We start from the raw sequence: 22,987 nt of genomic DNA, 5'->3' as shown, positions 1-22,987 counted from the left end.
GGTTGTTATTAACCGAATGGTGCGTATTAAATAGTTATAAGAACGACTCAGATAGTGAGTTATTTTCATAAGCATATGAGTAAAGAGCATATGGGCGCAGACAGCAGGGTAATTCTGGATGGCGGCATGGGTCGTGAACTGCAACGCCGTGGGGCGCCGTTCAGGCAGCCCGAGTGGTCGGCGCTGGCCCTGAGCGAAGCGCCGCAGGCGGTGGAAGCGGTGCATGCGGCATATATCGAAAGCGGTGCCGACGTCATCACCAGCAACAGCTACGCGGTGGTGCCGTTCCACATTGGCGAAGCGCGGTTTGCCGCAGAAGGGCAGGCGCTGGCGGCCCTGGCCGGCGAGCTGGCGCGGCGTGCGGTCCAGGCTTCCGGCAAGCCGGTGCGGGTCGCCGGTTCGCTGCCGCCACTGTTCGGCTCCTATCGCCCGGACCTGTTCGAGGCCGCTCGCGCCGCGGAGTTGCTGGCGCCGCTGGTCAACGGCCTGGCCCCGCATGTCGACCTGTGGCTGGCGGAAACCCAGAGCTCCACGGTCGAGGCGCGGGCGATCCATGCCGGCCTGCCCAAGGACGGCAAGGCCTTCTGGCTATCGTTCACCTTGCACGATGAGAACCCTGACGAGGTGCCGCGCTTGCGCTCCGGCGAGCCGGTGGCGGACGCGGCGGCGGTGGCCGCCGAACTGGGGGTGGAAACCCTGCTGTTCAACTGCAGCCAGCCGGAAGTGATAGGCGCGGCGATCGACGCGGCGCGGGTAACCTTCGAGCGGCTGGGGGTGAAGATCAATATCGGCGCCTATGCCAACGCCTTCCCGCCGCAGCCGAAAGAAGCCACGGCCAACGATGGCCTCGACCCGCTGCGCGAAGACCTCGACCCACCGGGCTACCTGCAGTGGGCGGCCGACTGGCGGCAACGCGGCGCCAGCCACCTGGGCGGTTGCTGCGGTATCGGGCCGGAGCACATTGCCGTGCTGGCGCAGAAGCTGACTTAAAAGCATCGCGGGCAATCGAGCGTCGACCGGCCGCTCCTACAGGTTCAGCACCCGGCCTTAGTAGGAGCGAGGCTTGCCCGCGATGACGTCAGATCAAACACCACGGGACAAGGGCGTTACCCCCGGCACTCCACCAACCCCTTCACCTGCCCCGAACCGCTCTGGTTGTCCTCGCTCAACCAGCGCTCGAACCCGGCGCCGACCTTCGGCCACTCGGAATCGAGGATCGAATACCAGGCGGTATCGCGGTTCTGGCCCTTGACCACCATGTGCTGGCGGAACACGCCCTCGAAGCTGAAACCCAGGCGCTCGGCCGCATAACGCGAGCGGGCGTTGGCGTTGTTGCACTTCCATTCCAGGCGGCGATAACCCAGGGCGAAGGCTTCCTTGGCCAGCAGGTACACCGCTTCGGTGCTCTTGGGCGAACGCTGCATGGGCGCGCCGAAGGTGACGTGGCCGATCTCGATGCGGCCCTGGGCCGGGACGATCGACATCAGGCTGAGCAAGCCCTGCACCTGGCCGCTGGCCCGGTCGATCACGCTGAAGAAATACGGGTCGCTGTTGGCCGCGTGGTTGTTCAGCCAGTCATTGAAGGCGCTGCGTTCGGTAAAGGGGCCGTAGGGCAGGTAGTCCCACAGTTTGGGGTCGGCGCCCGGGCCCTGGAAGGCTTGCCACAGGTCGTCGGCGTGGCGCGCCGGGTCGAGTTTTTCCAGGCGGATGAAGCGCCCTTCGAGCAGGGTGGTCGACGGTGGCGGCACGCCTTGCCAGTCAGCGAGTGAGGTCGGCATGGGAATCTCCTTGAACGCTTAAAGGGCTTTGCGAAATTGAATGAAACCCGGGCGTTCGGCAATCCGTTCGTAGAGCTGGATGGCGGTGGCATTGGTTTCGTGGGTCAGCCAGTGGACCTTGCAGCAGCCGTCGGCCTTGGCGGTGGCGTAGACGAATTCGATCAGTTGGCGACCGACGCCGGTGCCGCGTTGCTCCGGGATCACCAGTAGATCCTGCAGGTAGCAGGAATTCTCGATGCTCCAGTTGGAGCGGTGGTAGATGAAATGCACCATGCCCACCGCCTGCTCGCCGTCCCAGGCCAGGGCGGCGTGGGTCGGCTCGGCGGCATCGAGGAAGCGCTGCCAGGTGCTGCGGGTGACCGCGTCGGCCAACTCGGTGTCGTAGAACCGCAGGTAGGCCTGCCACAGCGGCAGCCAGGCTGCGTGATCATTGGCGGTGACGGGACGAATCTGGATCTGGCTCATGGCTGCTCCTGGCGCATCAGTTGGGAAATGCTCTGGTCATGGGGATCGGCGCTGGCGGCCAGTCCGTCGCGCACGCCGTCGATGTCGGCGGCGGTGCGGTTCTGGCTGAGTTTGCGTTTGCCCTCCAGGCGCTGGATCGGCAGGGCGAAGCCGACGATGGCGCGCAGCATGCTGTCCATGAACTCGGCGGGGGCATCCTCGAATTTCCAGGGGCTGGCGCGGCCGGCTTCATGCTGGTTGGTCAGGGCGCTGACCACTTCGCGGATGCGCTGCGGCTCATGGAACACCTCGGCCACGCCATAGGCATGCACGCTCACGTAGTTCCAGGTCGGCACCACTTTGCCGTGCTCGGCCTTGCTCGGGTACAGCGACGGGCTGACGTAGGCCTCGGCGCCCTGGAAGATCAGCAGCGCCTCGGCGCCGTCGGCCAGTTCCTGCCATTGCGGGTTGGCCCTGGCCAGATGGCCGTAGAGGGTGCCGTACGGGCCCTGGTCCGGGGCGAACAACAGCGGCAGGTGATTGGCCTGCAGGCCGCGTTCCCCGTAGGTCACCAGGGTGGCCAGGCGGGTTTCCCCGATCAGCTGGTGTAGGGTGGGCAGGTCTTCTTCGGCGAAAGCGCGGGGTAGGTACATGGAAAAATATCCTTGGCGAATGGCTGCATCCTAGGCAGGCTATTGGTCTGTTGTAAGAGCCATCTTTGGTCATTTTCATAGGTCCATTTGATCGCTCTATCCCGCCGCTCAGAGGGGCAAGCCCATGAACAGCCCGACATTGCCGCTTTCCTTCAACCCCGCCGGTATCGAGCTGGACCGCGGCCAGGGGCTCAGCCGCCAGCTGTACCAGGCGTTGCGCCAGCGGGTGCTGGACGGCCGGCTGGCCAGCGGCACGCGGCTGCCGGCCAGCCGCGATCTGGCGGCGGCTCTGGAGATTTCCCGCAACAGCGTGGTGCGCGCCTACGACCAGCTGTACGCCGAGGGTTTTATCGAAGGCCGGGTCGGCGACGGCACCTATGTGGCGCAATTGCCCGAGAGCCGGCTGCCGATCAAAAAGTCGGCGAAAAATTTATCCACAAAAGTGTCCACAGGGTTATCACCAGGCTTACCCACAGGGTTATCCACAAAAAGCGCGAATTTACCTGGGATTACATCCAGTAAAGTTATCCACAGTGAGGCGTTGGAGCGGGTCGAACAGCATCATCTGTCGACTCCGCAAAGCGGTCCGCCACGGGCTTTTCGGGTGGGGATTCCGGCCTTCGATCTGTTTCCGTTCGAGGTCTGGGCCAAGCTGAATGCGGCTTTCTGGCGCAAGCCGGATCTGGGCCAGCTGTGTTATGGCGATTCGGCCGGCGAAGAACGTCTGCGCGGGCTGATCGCGGCTTACCTGCGCAGTTCGCGCGGTATGCAATGCAGCGCTGAACAAATTGTGATCACCAGTGGTGCACAACAGGGCATAAGCCTTTGTGCACAGTTGCTGGTGAACCCCGGCGACGGCGTGGCTGTGGAAAACCCCGGCTATCGGGCGGCGGGGCATGCCTTCGCGATTGCCGGCGCGCGCCTGCACGGGGTGGCGGTGGACAACGAGGGCTTCGACTGTGCAGCCCTGGCGGGCCTGAGCGATTGCCGCCTGGCCTATGTCACGCCGTCCCACCAGTACCCCACCGGGGTGACCCTGAGCCTGGCCCGGCGCCTGGAACTGCTGGCCTGGGCCGAGCGCAGCAACGGCTGGATAGTCGAGGACGACTATGACGGCGAGTACCGCTACAGCGGGGCGCCGCTGGCACCTTTGGCGGCCCTCGACCGCCAGGGGCGGGTGCTGTACGTCGGTACCTTCGGCAAGGTCGCGTTCCCGGCCTTGCGCCTGGGTTACCTGGTGTTGCCGCCGGCGCTGGTGCAGCCCTTCACCCAGCGCCGGGCGGTGGATGTGCGCCACTCCGAGGTCAGCACCCAGGCGGTGATGGCCGAATTCATGGCCGCCGGGCATTTCCAGCGGCATATCCGGCGCATGCGCCGCGCCGCCTTGAGCCGGCGCAATGCCTTGCTGGCCGGCTGGCCTGTGGATATTCCCGGGGTGGGCAAGATGCCGAACGTGGCGGCGGGCCTGCACCTGACGATCCCGGTGGACAGCCTGGCCCGGGAGCAGGAGCTGGTGGCGCAAGCCGCGGCGGTGGATGTGGAAATCAATGGCCTGAGCAACTACTGGTTGCCGGATTCGCCGCTGCCGCGGGACCCGCGCGCGGGGCTGGTGCTGGGCTTCGCCGCTGTGCCCGAGGTCGCTATCGCCTGTGCCCTGGAGCGTCTGCGTCGGGCCTGGGGCGTGTGATGGCTATACTCGCGGCCATTGTCTTTGCCGAGAACCCTTATGAGCCTGACTCTTTCCGCGGTGCCCGAACGCAAGTTCGGTGCGCCCTTGTTCGCTTTGATCGTGTTGCTGGCCGGCGCCGTATTCCTGCAGGCCCAGGTCGGCTCGCGCCAGGTGTGGCTGTTGCTGCTGGGCGCGGCCCTGGGCCTGACCCTGTATCACGCGGCCTTTGGTTTCACTTCGGCCTGGCGGGTGTTTATCCGCGATCGTCGCGGCGCCGGCCTGCGGGCGCAGATGGTCATGCTGGCGCTGGCGGTGCTGCTGTTCTTCCCGGCCCTGGGCGCAGGGACTCTGTTCGGTTCGCCGGTCACGGGGCTGGTGGCGCCGGCCGGGGTTTCGGTGATTGTCGGCGCGTTTATCTTCGGTATCGGCATGCAACTGGGCGGCGGTTGCGCATCCGGCACGCTGTTTACCGTGGGCGGCGGTAACGCACGGATGCTGGTGACCCTGCTGTTTTTCATCTGCGGTTCGCTGATCGCCACCCAGCATGTGGACTGGTGGTTCGCCTTGCCGTCGCTGCCGCCGGTTTCCATCGTGCAGCGCTTCGGTGTGGCGCCGGCATTGGGGCTCAGCCTGGGTCTTTTCGCCTTGATTGCCCTGGTCACGGTGCGCCTGGAAAAGAACCGCCACGGCGCGCTGGAAGCACCGCTCGACAGCGCGCACCAAGGCTGGCGCCGTCTGCTGCGCGGGCCCTGGCCGCTGGTGTGGGGCGCGGTCGCCCTGGCCTTGCTGAACTTCGCCACCCTGGCCCTGGCCGGACGGCCCTGGGGCATCACCTCGGCGTTTGCCCTGTGGGGCGCCAAGGTCGCCAGCGGGCTGGGGGTGGATGTCGGCAGCTGGGTGTTCTGGCAGGGCGCGGCGAACGCCAAGGCCCTGGCCGCGCCGGTGTGGCAGGACATCACCAGCGTGATGGATATCGGCATCGTCTTCGGCGCCTTGCTGGCGGCGGGCCTGGCCGGGCGTTTCGCGCCGAGCCTGAAGATTCCCGCGCATTCGCTGGTGGCGGCGGTGATCGGTGGGTTGCTGCTGGGTTACGGTTCGCGCCTGGCCTATGGCTGCAACATTGGCGCCTACTTCAGCGGCATCGCCTCCGGCAGCCTGCACGGCTGGCTGTGGCTGGTGGCGGCCTTTATCGGCAACGGCGTGGGCGTGCGCCTGCGGCCGTGGTTCTTTGCCGAGGAACGCCAGCCGCAAGGGCTGACGGGGTGTTGAATCGACCTTGAGCTTCTAGCTTCTGTAGGAGCGAGGCTTGCCCGCGATAGGGACACCGCGGTGTATCGGCCACACCGCGTTATCGTTCATCGCGGGCAATCGAGCGTCGACCGGCCGCTCCTACAGACAGGCGCCGGGCGATCAGGTCCCGGCCTTGATCTTGGTCCAGGCCCGGGTCCGTGCCCGTTCCGCGTCGCGGGGTAGCGGCTGCAAGGTGTACAGCGTGCTCATCGCCGTGTCGGTCGGGTACAGGTTGGGGTTGTTGCGGATCGCCGGATCGACCCGCTCGGTGGCGTCCTTGTTCGGGTTCGGGTAGCCGACGAAGTCGCTGACCGGGGCGATCACCTTGGGTTGCAGCAGGTAGTTGATGAAGGTGTAGGCATCGTCCGGGTTCTTCGCGCCTTTGGGGATCGCCAGCATGTCGAACCAGATCGGCGCCCCTTCCTTGGGCAGGCGCATGTCCACCACCACCCCGTTCTTGGCTTCCTTGGCGCGGTTGGCGGCCTGGGAGAAGCTGCCGGAATACCCCACCGCCACGCAGATGTCGCCGTTGGCGATGTCGGCCATGTACTTGGACGAATGGAAGTAGGTGACGTAGGGGCGGATCTTCAGCAGCAGCGCTTCGGCCTTGGCGTAGTCCGCCGGCTGCTTGCTGTTGGGGTCCAGGCCCAGGTGCTGCAGGGCCAGCGGCAGGATCTCCGACGGCGAGTCGAGCAGGGCCACGCCGCACTGCTTGAGCTTGCTGATGTTCTCTTCCTTGAAGATCAGGTCCCAGCTGTCCACCGGCGCGTTCTCGCCGAGGGCGGCCTTGACCTTGGCCGGGTTGAAGCCGATCAGGATGGTGCCGTACATGTAGGGCACGGCGAACTTATTGCCCGGGTCGTTGGCTTCGATCAGCTTCATCAGCTTGGGATCGAGGTGGTTCCAGTTCGGCAGCTTGCTACGGTCCAGCGGCTGGAACACCCCGGCCTCGATCTGCTTGGCGAGGAACACGTTGGACGGCACCACCACGTCGTAGCCGGAGTTGCCGGTCAGCAGCTTGGCCTCCAGCGCCTCGTTGGTGTCGAAGATGTCGTAGACCAGCTTGACCTGGCTGTTCTCGGCCTTGAAGTCTTCCAGGGCCTTGGGGGTGATGTAGTCGAACCAGTTGTAGACACGCAGGGTACGTTCTTCAGCCTGTGCGGCACCGCCCAGCAGCGCCGCGCAGAGCGCGGGCGCGATATAGCTTTTGAGCCTGTTCATGTTGCGGGTTTCCTTCACTGGGCGCTTTGAAAGCCTTCGAGAACGTTCACGGCGTTGATGCCGATTTCTTCCACCGCATAACCGCCTTCCATGACGAACAGCGTCGGCGTGCCCAGGGCGGCGATGCGTTGCCCCATGGCCAGGTAGTCCGGGCTGTCGAGCTTGAACTGCGAGATCGGGTCGTCCTTGAAGGTGTCCACGCCCAGCGACACCACCACGATGTCGGCGCCATAACGGCGGATTTCCTCGCAGGCCTGTTCCAGCGCCGCGCTCCAGCTGTCCCAGCCGCTGCCGGCGGGCAGCGGGTAGTTGAAGTTGAAGCCAACCCCTGCGCCTTCGCCGAGCTCGTCCGCATAGCCCAGGAAGAACGGGAATTCGGCTTCCGGGTGGCCATGGATCGAGGTGAACAGCACGTCGTTGCGCGCGTAGAAAATCGACTGGGTGCCGTTGCCGTGGTGGTAGTCGACGTCGAGGATTGCGACCTTCTTGTGGCCCTGGTCGAGGAAGGCCTGGGCGGCGATGGCCGCGTTGTTCAGGTAGCAGTAGCCGCCCATCAGGTCGCCGGCGGCATGGTGTCCCGGCGGACGGCACAGGGCGAAGGCACTGCGCGCGCCGCGCTGGATCACCGCCTGGGCGGTCAGGGCGACTTGCGCGGCGCTGTAGGCCGCCTGCCAGGTGCCGGCGGTGATCGGCGCGCCGCCGTCGAAGCTGTAGTAGCCGAGCTGGCCATGCAGGCTGGTGGGGATCACGCTGCGCAGGGTGCGCGCCGGCCAGGTGTAGGGCAGCAGGTCGCCGTCGATGCCCTGGGCCGCCCAGCGGTCCCAGGCGCCCTTGAAAAAGTCCAGGTAGGCGCGGCTGTGGATGCGTTCGATCGGCCCCAGGCCGAAGTCCCTGGGCGCCTCGACCGGGCCCAGGTTGCGATATTTCACGCGGTCCAGCACGTGGTCGGCGCGCGACGGCATTTCGAAGCAGGGCATCAGTTGCCCGTCGATCAGTTCGCAGCGGCCGTGGTGCAGGTGGTGATCGTCCGAGTAGATCGTCAGCATTTCTTGTTCTCCGCAGGCTGGTTCGGTGCTCACAGTCTTGCGGCGCCGGGCCTTTTGGAGAACGGCAGGAGCGGCCAAAAGGGGATCGATATGGCCAAAACGTTTGACCGAAATTCGCCCCCCTGAAGCAGCACGGCACCCCATTGCGGGGCGCCAGCGGGTTCAGCTTGCGGACGGTACTTGAATGAAGCGTTGCAGCACCTGGAGCATGTCCTCGCGTTTTTTCCGGGCAATGATATCCAGCAGCAGGACGCGACCCTTTTTCTCGCAACGCTGGCCGACATCGGGATCGGCGCCTTTTTCCAACAGCAGGGTGAACATGTCCAGGGTCTCCTGCTGGCTGACAGTGGGCGACTTGTCGTCGGCGGAGGTCTTGTCGGCGACGAACATCAGCAGGCTCTGGCCCATGGGCTGGTCATGGCAGGTGCCACGACCGTAGCTCAGGTTGAGGTTGGCGCCGGCATCTATCAGCAGCCTCATGGCCGCGTAATTGTTGCCCCAGAAGGCCCGGTACAGTGCGGTTTCGTTGTCATTCACGGTCCGCAGTTCGAGGTTCTGCGGGTGTTGCAGCAGCCAGGCGAAGCCTTCGAGGTTGCGTTGCTGCTCGGCCAGTTGCAGCAGCGGGGTGTAGCCCCGGCTGTTTTGCTCGTCGATGGCGACGCCGGCTTCCAGCAGGAACTTCAGGCGCCCGCCCTGGTTCAGGTCGGGGCTGTCCTTGAGGTCGCGCTCCATGGCCTGCAGGGCCAGGGTGCTCCAGTTGTACTGGCCGCTGGTATGGGCGCCGTGGGCCAGCAGCAGTCGGGCGATCTCCAGGTTTGGCGCGTCCAGGGCGTGCAGCAGCGCGCTGCGCCCGTCATCGGCCATGACTTCGCCGCTGACGCCACCGGCCAGCAAGCGCCGGACTTCGGCTTCGTCGCCTGCGTCCACGGCGGCCACCAGCGGCCAGAAGCCCTGGCACGCCTGCGGGTTGGCGGACTTCAGGCCCAAACGCTGCAATACCCGCGGCGGCACGCTCAATTGGCGTTGCAGGCGCATGCCGCAATACAGCCGATAGCGTTCGATGGCGCGGCCCTGGTGGATGTTGTCCAGCGGTCGTTGTTCGAACTGGGCCCAGTCCAGGTCGGCCAGGTTGAGGTAGGTCGGCATGCGCCCGGGTTCCCGGCGCAGCACCTCCAGCAGCCAGGGGCGGGCGGTTTTCAACTGGCCGGCCTCGCTGGTCCAGTAGGCGATGTCGTTGAGCAGGCCCGGGTACTCGCTGCGGTCCTGGGCGATGGTGCGAAAGTCATGGGCGGCGAAGAAACCTTCCACCTGGCGGATGCCCGGCGCCTTGTCCTTGGCTTTGCGCAGTTGCTCGTGGAGCTCGCGGAACTGGGTCCAGACGTCGTCCGCCGTGGCCGGTGGCGAATAGGCATTGAAGGTGATCGGCCCCGTGCCGCTGCTGAAGGGGCGGAACCACTGGGGAAAACGCTGCAGGGCATACAACCACTGTTGCTCGATCTCGCTACCGATCGGTTGCAATGGGGTGAAGTCCATCTGGGTCAGGTCGCGGCGGTGACTGATGGCCAGCATCGGCTGTTGTGGATAACGTTGGTCGATCAACAGATAACGCTGGCTGAGCTGCCAGTCCGGGCTGATGCAGTTGAAGCTCAAGGGCGTCAGGCTCAGCCCGACTTCGAGTTGATTGCTGGGCGGCCAGTTGTCCGAGACCTGGATCGGGTCGTCCGGCGAGACGCAGGCCCGCAGTTCCTCGGGGCTGAACAGCGGCAAGGGCGGCGACTTGTAGATGCGCTGCTGGTACTGCGCGTCCTGATAGGCATTGAGATAAAACAGCCCGCGGTACTGGCTGAGCACGATCCGCGCCGGAAGTTGCGCAAGGCCGGGCAGGGGGAACGGCTTGATCTGCAGGGTGGCGGTTTCCGGCTCGTCCAGGACAATGCCGCGGGAGACTTGCCACCATTTGATCTTGGCCAGGTCCAGGTCGAATGCCTGGGCGGCGGGTGCGACAGCGAGCATCAACAGTGTCAGGCAGACCCCGTAAAAGCGGTTGTGCCTGGCAACAGCGCCTGTAAAGAGTTTCAAGATTGCAGTCCCTTGCCGGTATGAAAGGCCGGCAATGTAATGCAATCGGCGGTTTTATGCCGGGGTTTGTGTCAGGGCCGGAACTGGCTGGGAGCGACGCCGCTCCAGCGCACGAAGGCATGGCGGAAGCTTGCGGTTTCGCTGAAGCCCAGGGCCTCGGCGATGCGGTAGATCGGCAAGTCGTCCTCGCAGAGCATTTGCTTGGCCCGCTCGAAGCGCAGCTCGTCGAGCAGTTCCTGATAGCTGCAACCCAGGTCCTTGAGGTGCCGGCGCAGGGTGCGGGCCGAGCAGTTCATCTGTTCGGCCAGGCCTTCCAGGCCCGGCGCGGCGTCCAGTTGCGCCGCCAGCAGCTGGCGGATGCGTCCCAGCCAGGCCTGGCGCCCGGTGAATTCGGTGTTCTGTTTGCGGCAGCGTTCGGCCATGGCCTGGTGGGTGATGGCGTCCGCCAGGGGCAGCGGCTGCTCGAGCCAGCGCCGGTCGAAGGCGAAGGCGTTGGACTTTGCATCGAATTGCAGCGGGCAGTCGAAACGCTCGGCGTAGCGACCCTGGTAGTCGGGGGCGGGGTAGTCGAAGCGGGCGCCGCGCAACGGTAACGGATGGCCCAGCAGGTCGTCGCAGATGACCTTCAGCGACACCAGGCAGAACTCGATATTGAAGGTCGCCAGCGCCGGGTTCTCGCGGTAATCCGCGGCGGTCAGCCAGATCAGCTCGCCGTCCGCTTCCAGGCTCAGCTCGAAAAGTGTTCCCAACAGCGCCGGATAACGCAGCGCCAGGCGCAAAGCGTCACCTAAGGTGGCACTGGTGAGCAGGGCATAACCGAGCATGCCGTAGCTGGAAACGTGCATGCGCCGGCCCAGCTCCAGGCCGATATCCCGTTGCAGGGCCACGGCGTTGGCGCACACCAGCATTTCCTGGTTGGTGGTGATGCGGGTGTCGGCGCGGCTCAGGTCGGCGGCGTTGATGCCGCTGCCAGCCAGCAGCGCTTCGCTGTCCTGGCCCTGGTCCTTGAAGGTATTGAGCACCAGCGAGACGGCGTTGAGGGTGGTGAGGTGGGAATGCAGCATGTCCGTTTCCAGCCCGGGGGATGCTGAAAACGGAGCAATTTGTATGCCGCGCCTGCGGCGAACGCCAATGATGGTGTGGGGCGGTTGTTGGATCGCCGCGTTGCGGCTATCGCGAGCAAGCTCGCTCCTACAAAGGGCTGTGGAGCTTCTGTAGGAGCGAGCTTGCTCGCGATGAAGGTGAACGATGACGCGTTGTCAGCTCAGCTCACCGCACAGGTCCAGCTCCACCAGGCGCCGCACTTCGGCGGTGTCCAGGCCGGCGCCGAGCAGGGCGTTGAGCTTGCCGAACGCCGCTTCGCGGGTCATGCCGCCGCCGGACAGCACGCCGACGCTGCGCAGGCGGCTGCCGGCTTCGTAGATGTCCAGCTCCACGCCGCCTTCATGGCATTGGGTGATGGCCACCACCACGATGCCCTGTTCCCGGGCGCGTTGCAGGCTGGCCAGGAATTGCGGGTTGTCGCTCGGCCCGGTGCCGCTGCCGAAGCACTCCAGTACCAGCGCCTGGAGGCCGCTGCCCAGCAGGGCGTCGAGCTGTTCGGCGGCGATGCCGGGCACTAGCGGCAATACGCCGACCCTGGCCAGTTGCTTGCTCTGGCGGTAATCCAGCTGCGGCGGAATCGACGTCGCCTTGGCTGCGCCGCCCTGGCGCTGCAAGGCCGCGAACGGATGACGGCCGAAGCTGCGGATTTTCGCGCAACGGGTCGGCGCCAGCAGTTCGCCGTGGAAGTACAGGTGCACGCCCGGGGCCAGGCCCTGGCCGAGGGCGACCAGCGCGCCGCCGAGGTTTTCCCAGGCATCGCTGTCGGTCACGCCGGCCGGCAGCATCGAGCCGGTGAACACCACGCGGGCATGCAGGCCCAGCAGTTGGAAGCTCATGGCCGCGGCGCTGTAGGCCAGGGTGTCGGTGCCGTGCAGGATCAGCACGCTGTCGCAGCCCTCGTCGACCGCATCGACCACGGCTTCGCGCAGGCGCTGCCAGTAGGCGGGGGTCATGTTGGCGCTGTCGATCAGCGGCGCCATCTCGCGAAAGCGCCAGTTGGGCACCACCAGCTCGGGCTGGCTGTGCAGGTAGTCGCGCATCCGCGCCTCGAAACCCGAGGCCGGGGCCAGGCCATGGGCGCTGGCCTGCATGCCGATGGTGCCGCCGGTGTAGAGCACCATGACGTTCTGCGCGGCAGGATAGGTGTTGGCATTCATTGGGGAGTCTCCGGAACGATGACAGCGTGCGGTCGAGCATGACGCCGACCGCAGGGAGTGTCACGTCGGGCGCAAGACATGCGCCCGGTTTTTACCCGATCAGCGTTGCGCTGCGGGAATGCCTTGCGGCTGAGCGTCAGCCTTGACAGCAACCGACGGGCTGGTCGGCCAGGCCTTCAGGTCCAGGTCCAGATCGGGAAATTTGCTGGAGTCGAACACAGGCTGGTCGACGCCGGCGCGGCGCTGCTCGTCGTAGTCGCGCATTACGCGCAGGCCGACCTTGAACAGCATGGCCAGGGCCACCAGGTTGACGAAGGCCAGGCAGGTCATGGTGATGTCGGCGAAGGCGAACACGGTCGAAAGGTCCTGCATCGAACCCCAGACCACCAGCGCCAGCACCAGGCCGCGGAAAGTCATCAGCGCAGCGCGGTTGCGGGTGAGGAACTGCAGGCTGTTCTCGCCCAGGTAGTAGTTGTAGAGGATGCAAGTGAAGACGAACAGCGACAGCGCGACGCTGACGAACATGCGGCCCCAGTCACCGACCACGGCGGCCAGCGAGTTCTGGGTCAGGACGATGCCGTCACCTTCGAAGCCCGGGGTGTAGAAGCCCGACAGCAGGATCAGCAGCGCGGTGCAGGTGCAGATCACGAAGGTGTCGAGGAACACGCTGAAGGCCTGGACCACACCTTGGGCGCCGGGGTGCTTCACGGCGGCCACGGCGGCGACGTTCGGCGCACTGCCCAGGCCCGCTTCGTTGGCGAACACGCCACGCTTCACGCCCATGATGATGGCGCTGCCGAGCAGGCCGCCGAAGGCCGGGTCGAGACCGAAGGCGCTTTTGAAGATGGTTTCCAGCATGGCTGGCACGTGTTCGATCTGGGTGCCGATCACGTACAGGGTCACGCCGATATAGGCCAGGGTCTTGATCGGTACCAACAGGTCGGACACCGAGGCGATGCGCTTGATGCCGCCGATGAAGGTGATGGCCAGCAGCACTGCCAGGACGATACCGGTGTGTTGCGGGTCAAAAGCAAAGGCGTTCTGCAGCGAGTGGGTCACGGTGTAGGACTGCAGGCCAATGAAGGCGAAGCCGTAGGTGACCAGCAGCAGGATCGAGAACACCACCGCCATGCCTTTGAGCTTGAGGCCGTGCTGGATGTAGTAAGCCGGGCCGCCACGGTACAGGCCGTCGCCATCGGCGCGCTTGTAGACCTGGGCCAGGGTGCATTCGAAGAAGCTGCTGGACATGCCGACCAGTGCGGTCACCCACATCCAGAACACCGCACCCGGACCACCGAGGGTCACGGCGATGCCGACACCGGCGATGTTGCCTGCACCGACGCGGCCGGCAAGGCTGAGCATCAGGGCCTGGAACGAGCTGAGTTGTCCGGCGCTGCCTTTGAGGCTGTCGCGGAACACCGCGAACATGTGGAAGAAGTGGCGCAATTGAACGAAACGCGAGCGGATCGTGAAGTAGCTACCGAGCCCGACAATGAGCACGATCAGTACTTTCCCTGAGAGGAAGTCGTTGATGACTTCGAGCATGGAGTATTCCTCGCTGTTTTTTGTAAAGGCAGAAGCTGGATGGTCCGAAACATCGCGTTACACACCGTCGCGCAGGCAGCACGACAGGTGGGGCGAGTGTTCGTCCCGGTTCCAATTCGCGGGTTGTTATTAGTTCGGGTTCCCCGTGAGGTTGAGCCTCGTTACCGACGGCTGCCCACGTGAAGAGGGGGCGCACTATACCGGTGCGCGCGCCTGCCGTCTGCATGTTGCGTGTCGAGCCGAGGAACGGCAGGCGGGGAAAGGGGCTGAATCGGTTCTTGCGCGAGCGCCTCGGCGCGCTTTCGCAGGCGCGGCCGATGGGCTGTGATGGGGGGCGACGATGATGCGGTGGGGCTGTTGGAGCGCCGCTTTGCGGCTATCGCGAGCCTGCGAAACGGTTGCAAAACCTGCCAGTGCGATTCGGCCGATGTGCTGCAGCGCCTGGATTACGGTCCCTGCGGTACCGATCGCAGACTCGCAAGCTCGGCAACGGCTACGCAGCGGTTACATACCGTTCATACAGCCTGTGCCTGGCAACGATTACGTAGCGATTACGTAACGGTTACATAGCTATTACGTAGCGGGCTAAGGTCCAGCAGATGGGGCTGAACCCGATGTCCCTGTTCGGATGAGGGCGGCAATCCAGCGGTTTGGGCAAAGCCCGGCCGCTCGCCGCTCAGGCTGGAAACTGCGGTACATGCTGTTCCACCCACTCGAACAGGCGCTCATCGAGCTGCGGCCGGTAACGGTTGTAGGCGTCCTGGTGGTTGTTGAAGAGCGGGTCCTGATTGACTCGTATGGCCAGCGCGCTAGGGCTGTCGCTCCCGGCATGGCTCGCCCTCAGGTGTTTCTGTCGCTGGTCGGCCTGTTCCAGGGTGTCCGCCAGGGCATCCAGTTGCAGGTGCCGGAATTGGGCGATGGCCTGGGGCAGGTGAAAGTGCAGGGCACTGTCAAAGCCTTCCCAGCCCTCAAAGGCCAGCCACTCGTGGAGCACCATGAAGCAGCGCGGCGCCGGTGCCAGTCGTTCCAGCTGTTCGAAGGCCAGCCAGTACTGTCGTTGTAGCTGCTCGGCGACTTCTATGGCCTGGGCGATCAGGTCCAGGGCCCGGCCCTTGTCTCGGTGATGTTTACGCAGGATGCGCTGGGTCAGGGTGAAGCGCGCTTCTTCAATAGCGCTCAAGGCGCGGCCCAGGTCATAACCGGCGTTGTGCAGCGGCTCCCGGACTTGCTCCAGGGGCAGCCCGGACTTACTCGCCAGCACCTGCAGCAGCTCGTTCTTGTAGTGCTCGGCAGCCTGCTGGGGGTTGCCTGCGCAGCGTTCGAGCAAGGTCTGGGCATGGCGCAGGCCCACGGGGATCAAGCTGCGCAGTTGCTGTATCGCCTGGAATTGCGTCGGGTCCATCGACGGCGGTGCCTCGGTGTCTGATTGGGCGGGAGGCCGATTATCCTCCGCGTTGGGGGAGTGTGCTTGTTTGAAACGAGTGGTTTGCTAGGCAGATTGTACTGTCAGGTTTTGCGGCCCCTGCGGTGCCGATCGCAGCCTCGCAGGCTCGGCAGCGGCTACGGGCCAATGTCGATCCAGGATCGATGGTGTCGCGGGTTGTGATCGGTCGGAGGGATGCGGCGATCTTAATGCTGATGACGCTCGTTGGTGTAGCCGCTGCCGCAGGCTGCGATCGGCTTGGGCGGCACTCCGACGAAGCGGGCGTGGCGATTTCAAGGGCAAAGAGCATCGATGGGAAAACGGCAGGCCGTTTCCAGCAGGCAAAAAAAAGGGCTTGGAGAAGAGTCTCCAAGCCCTCAAAAGGTGAGAGGTGTCTAGTCCCTCGACCTGGTGAGCGGTGCCCTGTGGCCAGGGCGGGCGTTGGTCAGGCTTTGAGCGGGACCAGACGCGGGGCAATCATGTTTTCCGGGCGCAGGATGTCGGCGAGCATGGCGTCGTCGAGCAAGCCTTCTTCACGCACCAGTTCCAGTACGCCGCGGCCGCTTTCCAGGGCGATGCGGGCGATACGGGTGGCGTTTTCATAGCCGATGTACGGGTTCAGCGCGGTGACCAGGCCGATCGAGTGCTCGACCAGTTCGCGGCAGCGCTGCTCGTTGGCGGTGATGCCGGTGATGCAGTGCTCGCGCAGCATGTCCATGGCGCGTTGCAGCAGGCGGATCGAGTCGAAGATCTTGAAGGCGATCAGCGGCTCCATCACGTTCAGTTGCAGCTGGCCGCCTTCGGCCGCGATGGTCAGGGCCAGGTCGTTGCCGATGATCTGGAACGCCACCTGGTTGACCGCTTCCGGGATCACCGGGTTGACCTTGCCGGGCATGATCGAGCTGCCTGGCTGACGCGCTGGCAGGTTGATCTCGTTGATGCCGGTGCGTGGGCCGCTGGACAGCAGGCGCAGATCGTTGCAGATCTTCGACAGCTTGACCGCGGTGCGCTTGAGCATGCCGGAGAACAGCACGAAGGCGCCCATGTCGGAGGTGGCTTCGATCAGGTCGGCGGCCGGTACCAGCGGCTGGCCGCTGATGGTGGCCAGGCGCTGAACGGCCAGGGCCTGGTAACGCGGGTCGGCGTTGATGCCGGTACCGATGGCGGTACCGCCCAGGTTCACTTCGGTCAGCACTTCAGGCGCCAGGGTCTTCAGGCGAGCCAGGTCTTCGCTCAGGGTGGTGGCGAAGGCACGGAACTCTTGACCCAGGGTCATTGGCACGGCGTCTTGCAGCTGGGTACGACCCATCTTCAGGACGTGGCTGAACTCTTCACCCTTGGCGGCGAACGACTGGATCAGGCTGTCGAGGCTGGCCAGCAGCGCGTCGTGGCCCAGCAGCAGACCCAGGCGGATCGCGGTCGGGTAGGCGTCGTTGGTCGACTGCGCCATGTTCACGTCGTTGTTCGGGTGCAGGTACTGGTATTCGCCCTTGCTGTGGCCCATGGCCTCCAGCGCGATGTTGGCGATGACTTCGTTGGCATTCATGTTGGTCGAAGTGCCAGCGCCGCCTTGAATCATGTCCACCACGAATTCTTCGTGGAAATCGCCGCGGATCAGACGGGCACAGGCTTCGCTGATGGCAGCGTGCTTGGCTTCGCTCAGGTGACCCAGCTCGCGGTTGGCGTCAGCAGCTGCCTGCTTGACCATTGCCAGGGCCACGACCAGTTTTGGGTAGTGCGAAATCGGAACGCCGGAGAGGCGGAAGTTGTTCACCGCTCGCAGGGTCTGGATGCCGTAATACGCTTGAGCAGGTACTTCGAGTACGCCAAGCAGGTCTTTTTCTGTGCGGAAAGATGCAGCGGAGGACATGATAGAAATCATCTCGATATGGACCCGGTCTGTGCCGGAACGCTGCGAATCCTAGGCCTGTGGGAAAATTTGGGCCAATGCTGTTAAACACTGGCCTATGCATAAACGGCATAATGCCCATGTGACGCCGCTTGCATGGCAAGCGTGTGACCTAAAATGGTGCGCTCCCCGGGAGGACGTGATGAATCTGGAAAGCAAATGGCTCGAGGACTTCAGTGCCCTGGCCGCGACCCGCAGCTTTTCTCAGGCCGCCGAACGGCGCTTCGTGACCCAGCCGGCCTTCAGCCGGCGGATCCGCAGCCTGGAAGCGGCGCTGGGGCTGACCCTGGTCAACCGCTCGCGCACGCCGATCGAACTGACGGCGGCGGGGCAGCTGTTCCTGGTGACCGCGCGCACGGTGGTCGAGCAACTGGGCGAAGTGCTGCGGCACTTGCATCACCTCGAAGGCGGGCAGGGCGAAGTGATGCAGGTCGCCGCGGCGCACTCCCTGGCCCTGGGCTTCTTCCCGCGTTGGATCGCACAGCTGCGTAACGAAGGCTTGAACATCGCCACGCGGCTGGTGGCGACCAACGTCGGCGACGCCGTGCATGCCCTGCGCGAAGGCGGCTGCGACCTGATGCTGGCTTTCTACGACCCGGATTCGGCGATGCAGATGGATCCGGAAATCTTTCCTTCGCTGCACCTGGGGCAGACCGAGATGCTGCCGGTGTGCGCGGCGGATGCCGCCGGCAAGCCGTTGTTCGACCTGGAAGGCGAGGCCAGCGTGCCGCTGCTGGCGTACAGCGCCGGGGCGTTTCTCGGGCGTTCGGTGAACCAGTTGCTGCGCCAGCGCAACCTGCGGTTCACCACGGTGTATGAAACCGCCATGGCCGACAGCCTCAAGAGCATGGCCCTGGAAGGCCTGGGGATTGCCTGGGTGCCGCACCTGAGCGTGCGCGCCGAACTGGCCCGCGGCGAACTGGTGGTCTGCGGCGGCGCGCAATGGCATGTGCCGCTGGAGATCCGCCTGTACCGCTGCGCCCTGGTGCGCAAGGCCAACGTCCGGTTGCTGTGGCGCAAGCTGGAAGGTGGCGCGGCGCAGGGCACAGGCAACACCTGACCTGTAGCCGCTGCCGAAGGCTGCGCTCGCTCTGGGCGGCACTCCGTCGCAGGGGGCGCAAAACCTGGCGACGCGGTCTGTCTGAAGGATTGGGAATACCGCCTTTGCGCCGGCTTCGCCGTCGATCGCAGCCTGCGGCGGCGGCTACAGGAATCTGGCAACGATCCTGGCCCATGCTGACTGACCCCGAAGTCAATAAAACCGCCGCTTTGCGCCTGAAACATGGTGTATGACAGATGGTCGGCAAAAGTGCGTTTAACTCGCCTTTTTCGGTATACTGCGCGGCCTTCGGCCGGTTTGCCCGGCCATAATTCGTACAATCAAGCCACGCACTCTGCGTGGCTTGTTGTTTTTTGACGCGCCTGCGGGCGCCCAGAGAGAAGAGGCACGACGATGAGTGCACTGGTTGGCGTGATCATGGGCTCCAAGTCCGATTGGTCCACCCTTAGCCACACCGCCGATATGCTGGAAAAGCTCGGCATCCCTTACGAGGTGAAAGTGGTCTCTGCCCACCGCACCCCGGACCTGCTGTTCCAGTACGCCGAAGAGGCCGAATCGCGTGGCATCGAGGTGATCATCGCCGGTGCCGGTGGCGCGGCCCACCTGCCAGGCATGTGTGCGGCCAAGACCCACCTGCCGGTGCTGGGCGTTCCGGTGCAGTCGTCGATGCTCTCGGGCGTGGACTCGCTGCTCTCCATCGTGCAGATGCCCGCGGGCATTCCGGTCGCCACCCTGGCCATCGGCAAGGCCGGCGCGATCAACGCCGCGCTGCTGTCGGCGAGCATCCTCGGCGCCAAGCATCCGCAATTTCATACCGTGCTGAAAAAATTCCGCGCTGAGCAGACAGACAGCGTCCTGGACAATCCAGACCCACGCGTCGCCTGAGGTTTTTGACGATGAAGATCGGTGTAATCGGTGGCGGCCAGCTGGGTCGCATGTTGGCTCTGGCGGGCACTCCGCTGGGGATGAACTTCGCTTTCCTCGACCCGGCGCCAGATGCCTGTGCCGCTGCCCTGGGCGAACACCTGCGAGCCGATTACGGCGATCAGGATCACCTGCGCCAGCTGGCTGACGAAGTGGACCTGGTGACCTTCGAGTTCGAAAGCGTGCCGGCGGAAACCGTGGCTTTCCTGTCGCAGTTCGTCCCGGTCTACCCGAGCGCCGAAGCCCTGCGCATCGCTCGCGATCGCTGGTTCGAGAAGAGCATGTTCAAGGACCTGGGGATTCCCACCCCGGCGTTCGCCGACATCCAGTCGCAAGCCGACCTGGAAGCCGCCGTGGCCAGCATCGGCCTGCCGGCCGTGCTGAAAACCCGCACCCTGGGTTACGACGGCAAGGGCCAGAAAGTCCTGCGCAGCCCTGAAGACGTGGCCGGCACCTTCGCCGAGCTGGGCAGCGTGGCCTGCCTGCTGGAGGGCTTCGTGCCGTTCACCGGCGAAGTCTCGCTGATCGCCGTGCGCGCCCGCGATGGCGAAACCCGTTTCTACCCGCTGGTGCATAACACCCACCACAGCGGCATCCTCAAGCTGTCCGTGGCCAGCAGCGATCACCCGCTGCAGGCCCTGGCCGAAGATTATTCCAGCCGCGTGCTCAAGCAGCTGGACTACGTCGGTGTGATGGCGTTCGAGTTCTTTGAAGTCGACGGTGGCCTCAAGGCCAACGAGATCGCGCCGCGGGTGCACAACTCCGGGCACTGGACCACCGAAGGCGCCGAGTGCAGCCAGTTCGAAAACCACCTGCGGGCCGTCGCCGGCCTGCCGCTGGGTTCGACCGCCAAGGTCGGCGAGAGCGCGATGATCAACTTCATCGGCGAAGTGCCGGCGGTGGAGAAGGTCATCGCCATCGACGATTGCCACCTGCATCACTACGGCAAGGCCTTCAAGGTCGGGCGCAAGGTCGGTCACGCCAACTTGCGCTGCAAGGACAAGGCGACCCTCGAGGCGCAGATCCTCAAGGTCGAAGCGCTGATCGCCGAATAACTTCCTGGGGCTGCGGTGGAACCAATCGGGGCCGCCGTTCTCTGATGGCAGGATGCCAATGCGCTAACTAGGCTTTGGCATACCTAACTCATACAGAGGGAAATGCCATGGGAATTATTGGAACCATCTTTATCGGCTTGATCGTTGGCCTGCTGGCTCGCTTCCTGAAACCGGGCGATGACAGCATGGGCTGGATCATGACCATCCTGCTCGGTATCGGCGGTTCGCTGGCGGCCACCTACGGCGGCCAGGCCCTGGGCATCTACCAGGCGGGCCAGGGCGCGGGCTTCATCGGCGCGCTGGTTGGCGCGGTCGTGCTGCTGGTGATCTACGGCCTGGTCAAAAAGAACTGATTTAGCGACAAAGCCCTCTCTGCTGCGCAGGTAGAGAGGGCTAGAATGCCCGGCGTTGTCTTGTCCCTTTCTTGCCGAGCTCCTCCATGCGCCGTCTTCTGTTGACTCTTGTTCTGCTGGGCTCAGGCCTGGCCCATGCCGGCGAACTGCCGGAAACCGATTGGCTCGAACTGATGCCCAAGTCGGACCAGAAAGCCCTCGAGCAAATGCCGGAAATCGATCACAACTCCCCCGAAGCCAATGGCACCTTTACCGAAAAGGGCGGCCTGAAGCAGAGCAAGGGGTTGCCGGCGGTGATGTATTCGACCAAGACCGTGCCGGCCATGAACGGCAAGGACATCCGCATCGGGGGGTATCCGGTGCCGCTGGAGTCCGACGCCAAGGGGCGCAGCACCCTGTTTTTCCTCGTGCCTTACCCGGGCGCCTGCATCCATGTGCCGCCACCGCCGCCCAACCAGCTGGTGCTGGTGCGTTTCCCCAAGGGCGTGAAGCTGGACGATATCTACACGCCGCTGTGGGTGACCGGCCACCTGAAGATCGAGACGGTCAGCAACGACCTGGCCGACGCGGCCTATGCGCTGGATGCACAGAAAGTGCGGGTGGTGCAGGAGTCGGATCTGTAAGGCGCAATACTTGCTTCTGTAGGAGCGAAGCTTGCTCGCGATGGACGTCAACGATTACGCGGTTTCACTGAATCAATGTGGGTCATTCATCGCGAGCAATCGAGCCTCGACCCGACTGCTCGCGCAGAAAGAACCTGGCGTTACAGCGGCACGCTGGTAACGCTCACACCCAGGGTATGACTGGCGCCCGGCGCCAGGGTCACCACGTCATCCATCACGTTGGCGGTCTCGATGCACAGCATGCGTTGCCAGCCATCGTTGGCCATGTCGCTGAACTGCTCGGCGCGGGCGATCCACGGGTTCCAGATCACCGCCGAGCGCGAGCCGTTGCTGGTCAGCTGGATGCGTCGCTCCCAGGTCGGGTCGACGATATTCAGCTGTGGCGGAGGATCGAGGTAGATACGGTCGGTCTCGCCGCTGAAATGCAGGTCGCCGGACTGCTGCCGGGTCTTCCAGTCATCCAGGGTCTCGATGTAGTTCAAGCCATCCAGCCCTTCGACATGCACCTTGCGCACATCGCTGACCGCGAAGTAGCTGTGCAGCGCCTGGCTGATGGTGACGCTGTCGTCGCCCAGGTTGTGGCTGGTGAGGTTGATGTGCAGTTGGTCGTCGAGACGGATGCTCAGCTTCAGCTCGACCTGATGCGGCCAGCCTGGCAGCCCACCCTCGGGGATCGGCAGTTGCAGTTCCACCAGCAGGCTTTCGCCTTCGCTCTGGATGCCCAGCAGTTCCCAGTCGGTGGCGCGGACCAGGCCGTGGGCTCCGGCTGGCTCGCTGCTCTGGCGCATGGCCTGGACGCTTTGCGGGTTGCGCGCGAAATTGCCAAACCACGGCCAGCACACCGGAACGCCGGCGCGAATGCTTTTGCCGGTCTTGAACACGGCCTCGTCGTTGAGCCAGATCAGCGGCGGTTGCCCGGCCAATTGATAGCTGAGGATGTGCGCGCCTTGCTGGGCCACCAGCAGTTCGGCCTGACCGTGGCGGATGCGCCAGCAGTTCAGTTCATCCAGTTTCACCGTTTCAACGTGAGGGGTAGGCATGGTGCTGTTCTCGTTCAAAAGCAGGGCTGCTATGGACCACGTAACAGCCGCCGGGTTTAACCCTCGCCGAATTCATCGGGCTCTGGGTGGAACCGAGCGGGTGCGGCCGCTGCCGTCGATGGCAACGAACACGAACACCGCCTCGGTGACCTTGCGCCATTCGCTGGACAACGGATCGTCGCTCCAGACCTCGACCATCATCTGGATCGAGCTGCGTCCGATTTCCAGGGTCTGGGTATAAAAGGAAAGCTGCGCGCCGACCGCTACCGGCACCAGGAATGCCATGCGGTCGATGGCGACGGTGGCGACACGTCCGCCAGCCACGCGACTGGCCATGGCGGTGCCCGCCAGGTCCATCTGGGCCACCAGCCAGCCGCCGAAAATATCGCCAAAGCCGTTGGTTTCGCGGGGAAGCGCGGTGATTTGCAGGGCCAGGTCGCCTTGCGGGATCGGATCTTCTTGTTCGAGCTCTATCATGCCGGGGGTGCCTCTGACCCGTGACTCTTCATTGGTACTTCAGGTGAATAGCCGTCTTGAGGAAAAACGATTCAGCCCGAACATACTACGTTCGTCACGTTCTTCGTAAGGCGTACTAAAGGGAAACTCTGCGAAAC

General features: G+C 64.4%; 21 protein-coding genes. 8 read left to right on the top strand and 13 right to left on the bottom strand.

Going from position 1 to position 22,987, the window contains the following annotated elements; all coding sequences use genetic code 11:
• The first annotated feature begins 90 nt into the window (after window positions 1-90).
• Window positions 91-990 (top strand): homocysteine S-methyltransferase family protein, encoded by a 900-nt coding sequence (locus J4D28_RS07510; protein ID WP_009051624.1) that lies wholly within the window; start codon window positions 91-93, stop codon window positions 988-990.
• Between the two features lie 116 nt (window positions 991-1,106).
• Here J4D28_RS07510 and J4D28_RS07505 read toward each other — a convergent pair whose 3' ends face one another.
• From J4D28_RS07505 to J4D28_RS07495, 3 genes are read right to left on the bottom strand one after another with little or no spacing between them, the layout of a single operon-like run.
• Complete coding sequence (locus tag J4D28_RS07505; protein ID WP_009051623.1) at window positions 1,107-1,778, bottom strand: GNAT family N-acetyltransferase; 672 nt, start codon at window positions 1,776-1,778, stop codon at window positions 1,107-1,109.
• An 18-nt stretch (window positions 1,779-1,796) separates the two neighbouring features.
• The gene (locus J4D28_RS07500; RefSeq protein WP_009051622.1) at window positions 1,797-2,243 is read right to left on the bottom strand and encodes a GNAT family N-acetyltransferase; all 447 of its coding nucleotides are present in this window, start codon (window positions 2,241-2,243) and stop codon (window positions 1,797-1,799) included.
• Window positions 2,240-2,875: an FMN-binding negative transcriptional regulator gene (locus J4D28_RS07495; protein ID WP_103331572.1), complete on the bottom strand. Its 636-nt coding sequence runs from the start codon at window positions 2,873-2,875 to the stop codon at window positions 2,240-2,242. The genes J4D28_RS07500 and J4D28_RS07495 overlap by 4 nt, the downstream gene beginning before the upstream one ends.
• Window positions 2,876-2,999: 124 nt before the next feature.
• Between J4D28_RS07495 and J4D28_RS07490 the strand changes: the two genes are divergently transcribed.
• Complete coding sequence (locus tag J4D28_RS07490; RefSeq protein ID WP_103331571.1) at window positions 3,000-4,562, top strand: PLP-dependent aminotransferase family protein; 1,563 nt, start codon at window positions 3,000-3,002, stop codon at window positions 4,560-4,562.
• Window positions 4,563-4,601: 39 nt separating this feature from the next.
• Window positions 4,602-5,813 carry a YeeE/YedE family protein gene (locus J4D28_RS07485; protein ID WP_038635805.1) on the top strand — a complete coding sequence of 404 codons (1,212 nt, stop codon included), beginning with the start codon at window positions 4,602-4,604 and terminating at the stop codon, window positions 5,811-5,813.
• A gap of 141 nt (window positions 5,814-5,954) precedes the next feature.
• Here J4D28_RS07485 and J4D28_RS07480 read toward each other — a convergent pair whose 3' ends face one another.
• The 8 genes from J4D28_RS07480 to aspA all read right to left on the bottom strand — a co-directional run bounded on the left by J4D28_RS07480 (window position 5,955) and on the right by aspA (window position 17,279).
• Window positions 5,955-7,055: a polyamine ABC transporter substrate-binding protein gene (locus J4D28_RS07480; protein WP_038635808.1), complete on the bottom strand. Its 1,101-nt coding sequence runs from the start codon at window positions 7,053-7,055 to the stop codon at window positions 5,955-5,957.
• Window positions 7,056-7,069: 14 nt separating this feature from the next.
• Window positions 7,070-8,101, bottom strand: coding sequence for a histone deacetylase family protein (locus tag J4D28_RS07475; protein WP_009051617.1), 1,032 nt, complete (start codon window positions 8,099-8,101; stop codon window positions 7,070-7,072).
• 162 nt (window positions 8,102-8,263) lie between these two features.
• Window positions 8,264-10,180: an ankyrin repeat domain-containing protein gene (locus J4D28_RS07470; RefSeq protein WP_103331570.1), complete on the bottom strand. Its 1,917-nt coding sequence runs from the start codon at window positions 10,178-10,180 to the stop codon at window positions 8,264-8,266.
• Window positions 10,181-10,251: 71 nt separating this feature from the next.
• Window positions 10,252-11,244, bottom strand: coding sequence for an AraC family transcriptional regulator (locus J4D28_RS07465; protein WP_041988033.1), 993 nt, complete (start codon window positions 11,242-11,244; stop codon window positions 10,252-10,254).
• Between the two features lie 195 nt (window positions 11,245-11,439).
• Complete coding sequence (locus tag J4D28_RS07460) at window positions 11,440-12,441, bottom strand: asparaginase (protein WP_103331569.1); 1,002 nt, start codon at window positions 12,439-12,441, stop codon at window positions 11,440-11,442.
• Window positions 12,442-12,540: 99 nt separating this feature from the next.
• Window positions 12,541-13,986 (bottom strand): sodium:alanine symporter family protein, encoded by a 1,446-nt coding sequence (locus tag J4D28_RS07455; RefSeq protein ID WP_016704014.1) that lies wholly within the window; start codon window positions 13,984-13,986, stop codon window positions 12,541-12,543.
• Between the two features lie 676 nt (window positions 13,987-14,662).
• On the bottom strand, window positions 14,663-15,388 hold the full coding sequence (locus tag J4D28_RS07450; protein WP_103331568.1) for a hypothetical protein: 726 nt from the start codon (window positions 15,386-15,388) through the stop codon (window positions 14,663-14,665).
• Between the two features lie 466 nt (window positions 15,389-15,854).
• On the bottom strand, window positions 15,855-17,279 hold the full coding sequence (gene aspA, locus J4D28_RS07445; RefSeq protein WP_007928510.1) for an aspartate ammonia-lyase: 1,425 nt from the start codon (window positions 17,277-17,279) through the stop codon (window positions 15,855-15,857).
• Window positions 17,280-17,460: 181 nt separating this feature from the next.
• On the opposite strand from aspA, the gene J4D28_RS07440 reads away from it, so the two are divergent.
• The 5 genes from J4D28_RS07440 to J4D28_RS07420 all read left to right on the top strand — a co-directional run bounded on the left by J4D28_RS07440 (window position 17,461) and on the right by J4D28_RS07420 (window position 21,333).
• On the top strand, window positions 17,461-18,378 hold the full coding sequence (locus J4D28_RS07440; RefSeq protein ID WP_009041373.1) for a LysR substrate-binding domain-containing protein: 918 nt from the start codon (window positions 17,461-17,463) through the stop codon (window positions 18,376-18,378).
• Between the two features lie 393 nt (window positions 18,379-18,771).
• Window positions 18,772-19,263, top strand: a complete 492-nt coding sequence (gene purE / locus J4D28_RS07435; RefSeq protein ID WP_009051611.1) for a 5-(carboxyamino)imidazole ribonucleotide mutase — start codon at window positions 18,772-18,774, stop codon at window positions 19,261-19,263.
• An 11-nt stretch (window positions 19,264-19,274) separates the two neighbouring features.
• Window positions 19,275-20,357, top strand: a complete 1,083-nt coding sequence (locus J4D28_RS07430) for a 5-(carboxyamino)imidazole ribonucleotide synthase (protein ID WP_009051610.1) — start codon at window positions 19,275-19,277, stop codon at window positions 20,355-20,357.
• A 107-nt stretch (window positions 20,358-20,464) separates the two neighbouring features.
• Window positions 20,465-20,710, top strand: coding sequence for a GlsB/YeaQ/YmgE family stress response membrane protein (locus J4D28_RS07425; protein ID WP_007928514.1), 246 nt, complete (start codon window positions 20,465-20,467; stop codon window positions 20,708-20,710).
• Between the two features lie 86 nt (window positions 20,711-20,796).
• On the top strand, window positions 20,797-21,333 hold the full coding sequence (locus tag J4D28_RS07420) for a DUF3299 domain-containing protein (protein WP_009051609.1): 537 nt from the start codon (window positions 20,797-20,799) through the stop codon (window positions 21,331-21,333).
• Window positions 21,334-21,473: 140 nt separating this feature from the next.
• Here the strand turns inward: J4D28_RS07420 and J4D28_RS07415 are convergent, their stop codons facing one another.
• Together J4D28_RS07415 and J4D28_RS07410 are read right to left on the bottom strand one after the other, a co-directional pair.
• The gene (locus J4D28_RS07415; protein ID WP_103331575.1) at window positions 21,474-22,373 is read right to left on the bottom strand and encodes a D-hexose-6-phosphate mutarotase; all 900 of its coding nucleotides are present in this window, start codon (window positions 22,371-22,373) and stop codon (window positions 21,474-21,476) included.
• 72 nt (window positions 22,374-22,445) lie between these two features.
• Complete coding sequence (locus tag J4D28_RS07410) at window positions 22,446-22,850, bottom strand: acyl-CoA thioesterase (protein WP_003229628.1); 405 nt, start codon at window positions 22,848-22,850, stop codon at window positions 22,446-22,448.
• Between the last annotated feature and the right edge of the window lie 137 nt (window positions 22,851-22,987).

Origin of the sequence: Pseudomonas sp. GW531-T4 (assembly GCF_017349615.1) — a bacterium.
In the GTDB taxonomy this organism is placed as follows: Bacteria; Pseudomonadota; Gammaproteobacteria; order Pseudomonadales; family Pseudomonadaceae; genus Aquipseudomonas; species Aquipseudomonas chlororaphis_I.
The sequence above is the reverse complement of the archived record's forward strand: the minus strand, read 5'-3'. Positions and strand labels throughout refer to the sequence as shown.

Excerpts from the sequence above, each read along its gene's own strand:
- J4D28_RS07510 (WP_009051624.1), top strand. The coding sequence starts at position 91 with ATGGGCGCAGACAGCAGGGTAATTCTGGATGGCGGCATGGGTCGTGAA.
- J4D28_RS07505 (WP_009051623.1), bottom strand. The coding sequence starts at position 1,778 with ATGCCGACCTCACTCGCTGACTGGCAAGGCGTGCCGCCACCGTCGACC.
- J4D28_RS07500 (WP_009051622.1), bottom strand. The coding sequence starts at position 2,243 with ATGAGCCAGATCCAGATTCGTCCCGTCACCGCCAATGATCACGCAGCC.
- J4D28_RS07495 (WP_103331572.1), bottom strand. The coding sequence starts at position 2,875 with ATGTACCTACCCCGCGCTTTCGCCGAAGAAGACCTGCCCACCCTACAC.
- J4D28_RS07490 (WP_103331571.1), top strand. The coding sequence starts at position 3,000 with ATGAACAGCCCGACATTGCCGCTTTCCTTCAACCCCGCCGGTATCGAG.
- J4D28_RS07485 (WP_038635805.1), top strand. The coding sequence starts at position 4,602 with ATGAGCCTGACTCTTTCCGCGGTGCCCGAACGCAAGTTCGGTGCGCCC.
- J4D28_RS07480 (WP_038635808.1), bottom strand. The coding sequence starts at position 7,055 with ATGAACAGGCTCAAAAGCTATATCGCGCCCGCGCTCTGCGCGGCGCTG.
- J4D28_RS07475 (WP_009051617.1), bottom strand. The coding sequence starts at position 8,101 with ATGCTGACGATCTACTCGGACGATCACCACCTGCACCACGGCCGCTGC.
- J4D28_RS07465 (WP_041988033.1), bottom strand. The coding sequence starts at position 11,244 with ATGCTGCATTCCCACCTCACCACCCTCAACGCCGTCTCGCTGGTGCTC.
- J4D28_RS07460 (WP_103331569.1), bottom strand. The coding sequence starts at position 12,441 with ATGAATGCCAACACCTATCCTGCCGCGCAGAACGTCATGGTGCTCTAC.
- J4D28_RS07455 (WP_016704014.1), bottom strand. The coding sequence starts at position 13,986 with ATGCTCGAAGTCATCAACGACTTCCTCTCAGGGAAAGTACTGATCGTG.
- J4D28_RS07450 (WP_103331568.1), bottom strand. The coding sequence starts at position 15,388 with ATGGACCCGACGCAATTCCAGGCGATACAGCAACTGCGCAGCTTGATC.
- aspA (WP_007928510.1), bottom strand. The coding sequence starts at position 17,279 with ATGTCCTCCGCTGCATCTTTCCGCACAGAAAAAGACCTGCTTGGCGTA.
- J4D28_RS07440 (WP_009041373.1), top strand. The coding sequence starts at position 17,461 with ATGAATCTGGAAAGCAAATGGCTCGAGGACTTCAGTGCCCTGGCCGCG.
- purE (WP_009051611.1), top strand. The coding sequence starts at position 18,772 with ATGAGTGCACTGGTTGGCGTGATCATGGGCTCCAAGTCCGATTGGTCC.
- J4D28_RS07430 (WP_009051610.1), top strand. The coding sequence starts at position 19,275 with ATGAAGATCGGTGTAATCGGTGGCGGCCAGCTGGGTCGCATGTTGGCT.
- J4D28_RS07425 (WP_007928514.1), top strand. The coding sequence starts at position 20,465 with ATGGGAATTATTGGAACCATCTTTATCGGCTTGATCGTTGGCCTGCTG.
- J4D28_RS07420 (WP_009051609.1), top strand. The coding sequence starts at position 20,797 with ATGCGCCGTCTTCTGTTGACTCTTGTTCTGCTGGGCTCAGGCCTGGCC.
- J4D28_RS07415 (WP_103331575.1), bottom strand. The coding sequence starts at position 22,373 with ATGCCTACCCCTCACGTTGAAACGGTGAAACTGGATGAACTGAACTGC.
- J4D28_RS07410 (WP_003229628.1), bottom strand. The coding sequence starts at position 22,850 with ATGATAGAGCTCGAACAAGAAGATCCGATCCCGCAAGGCGACCTGGCC.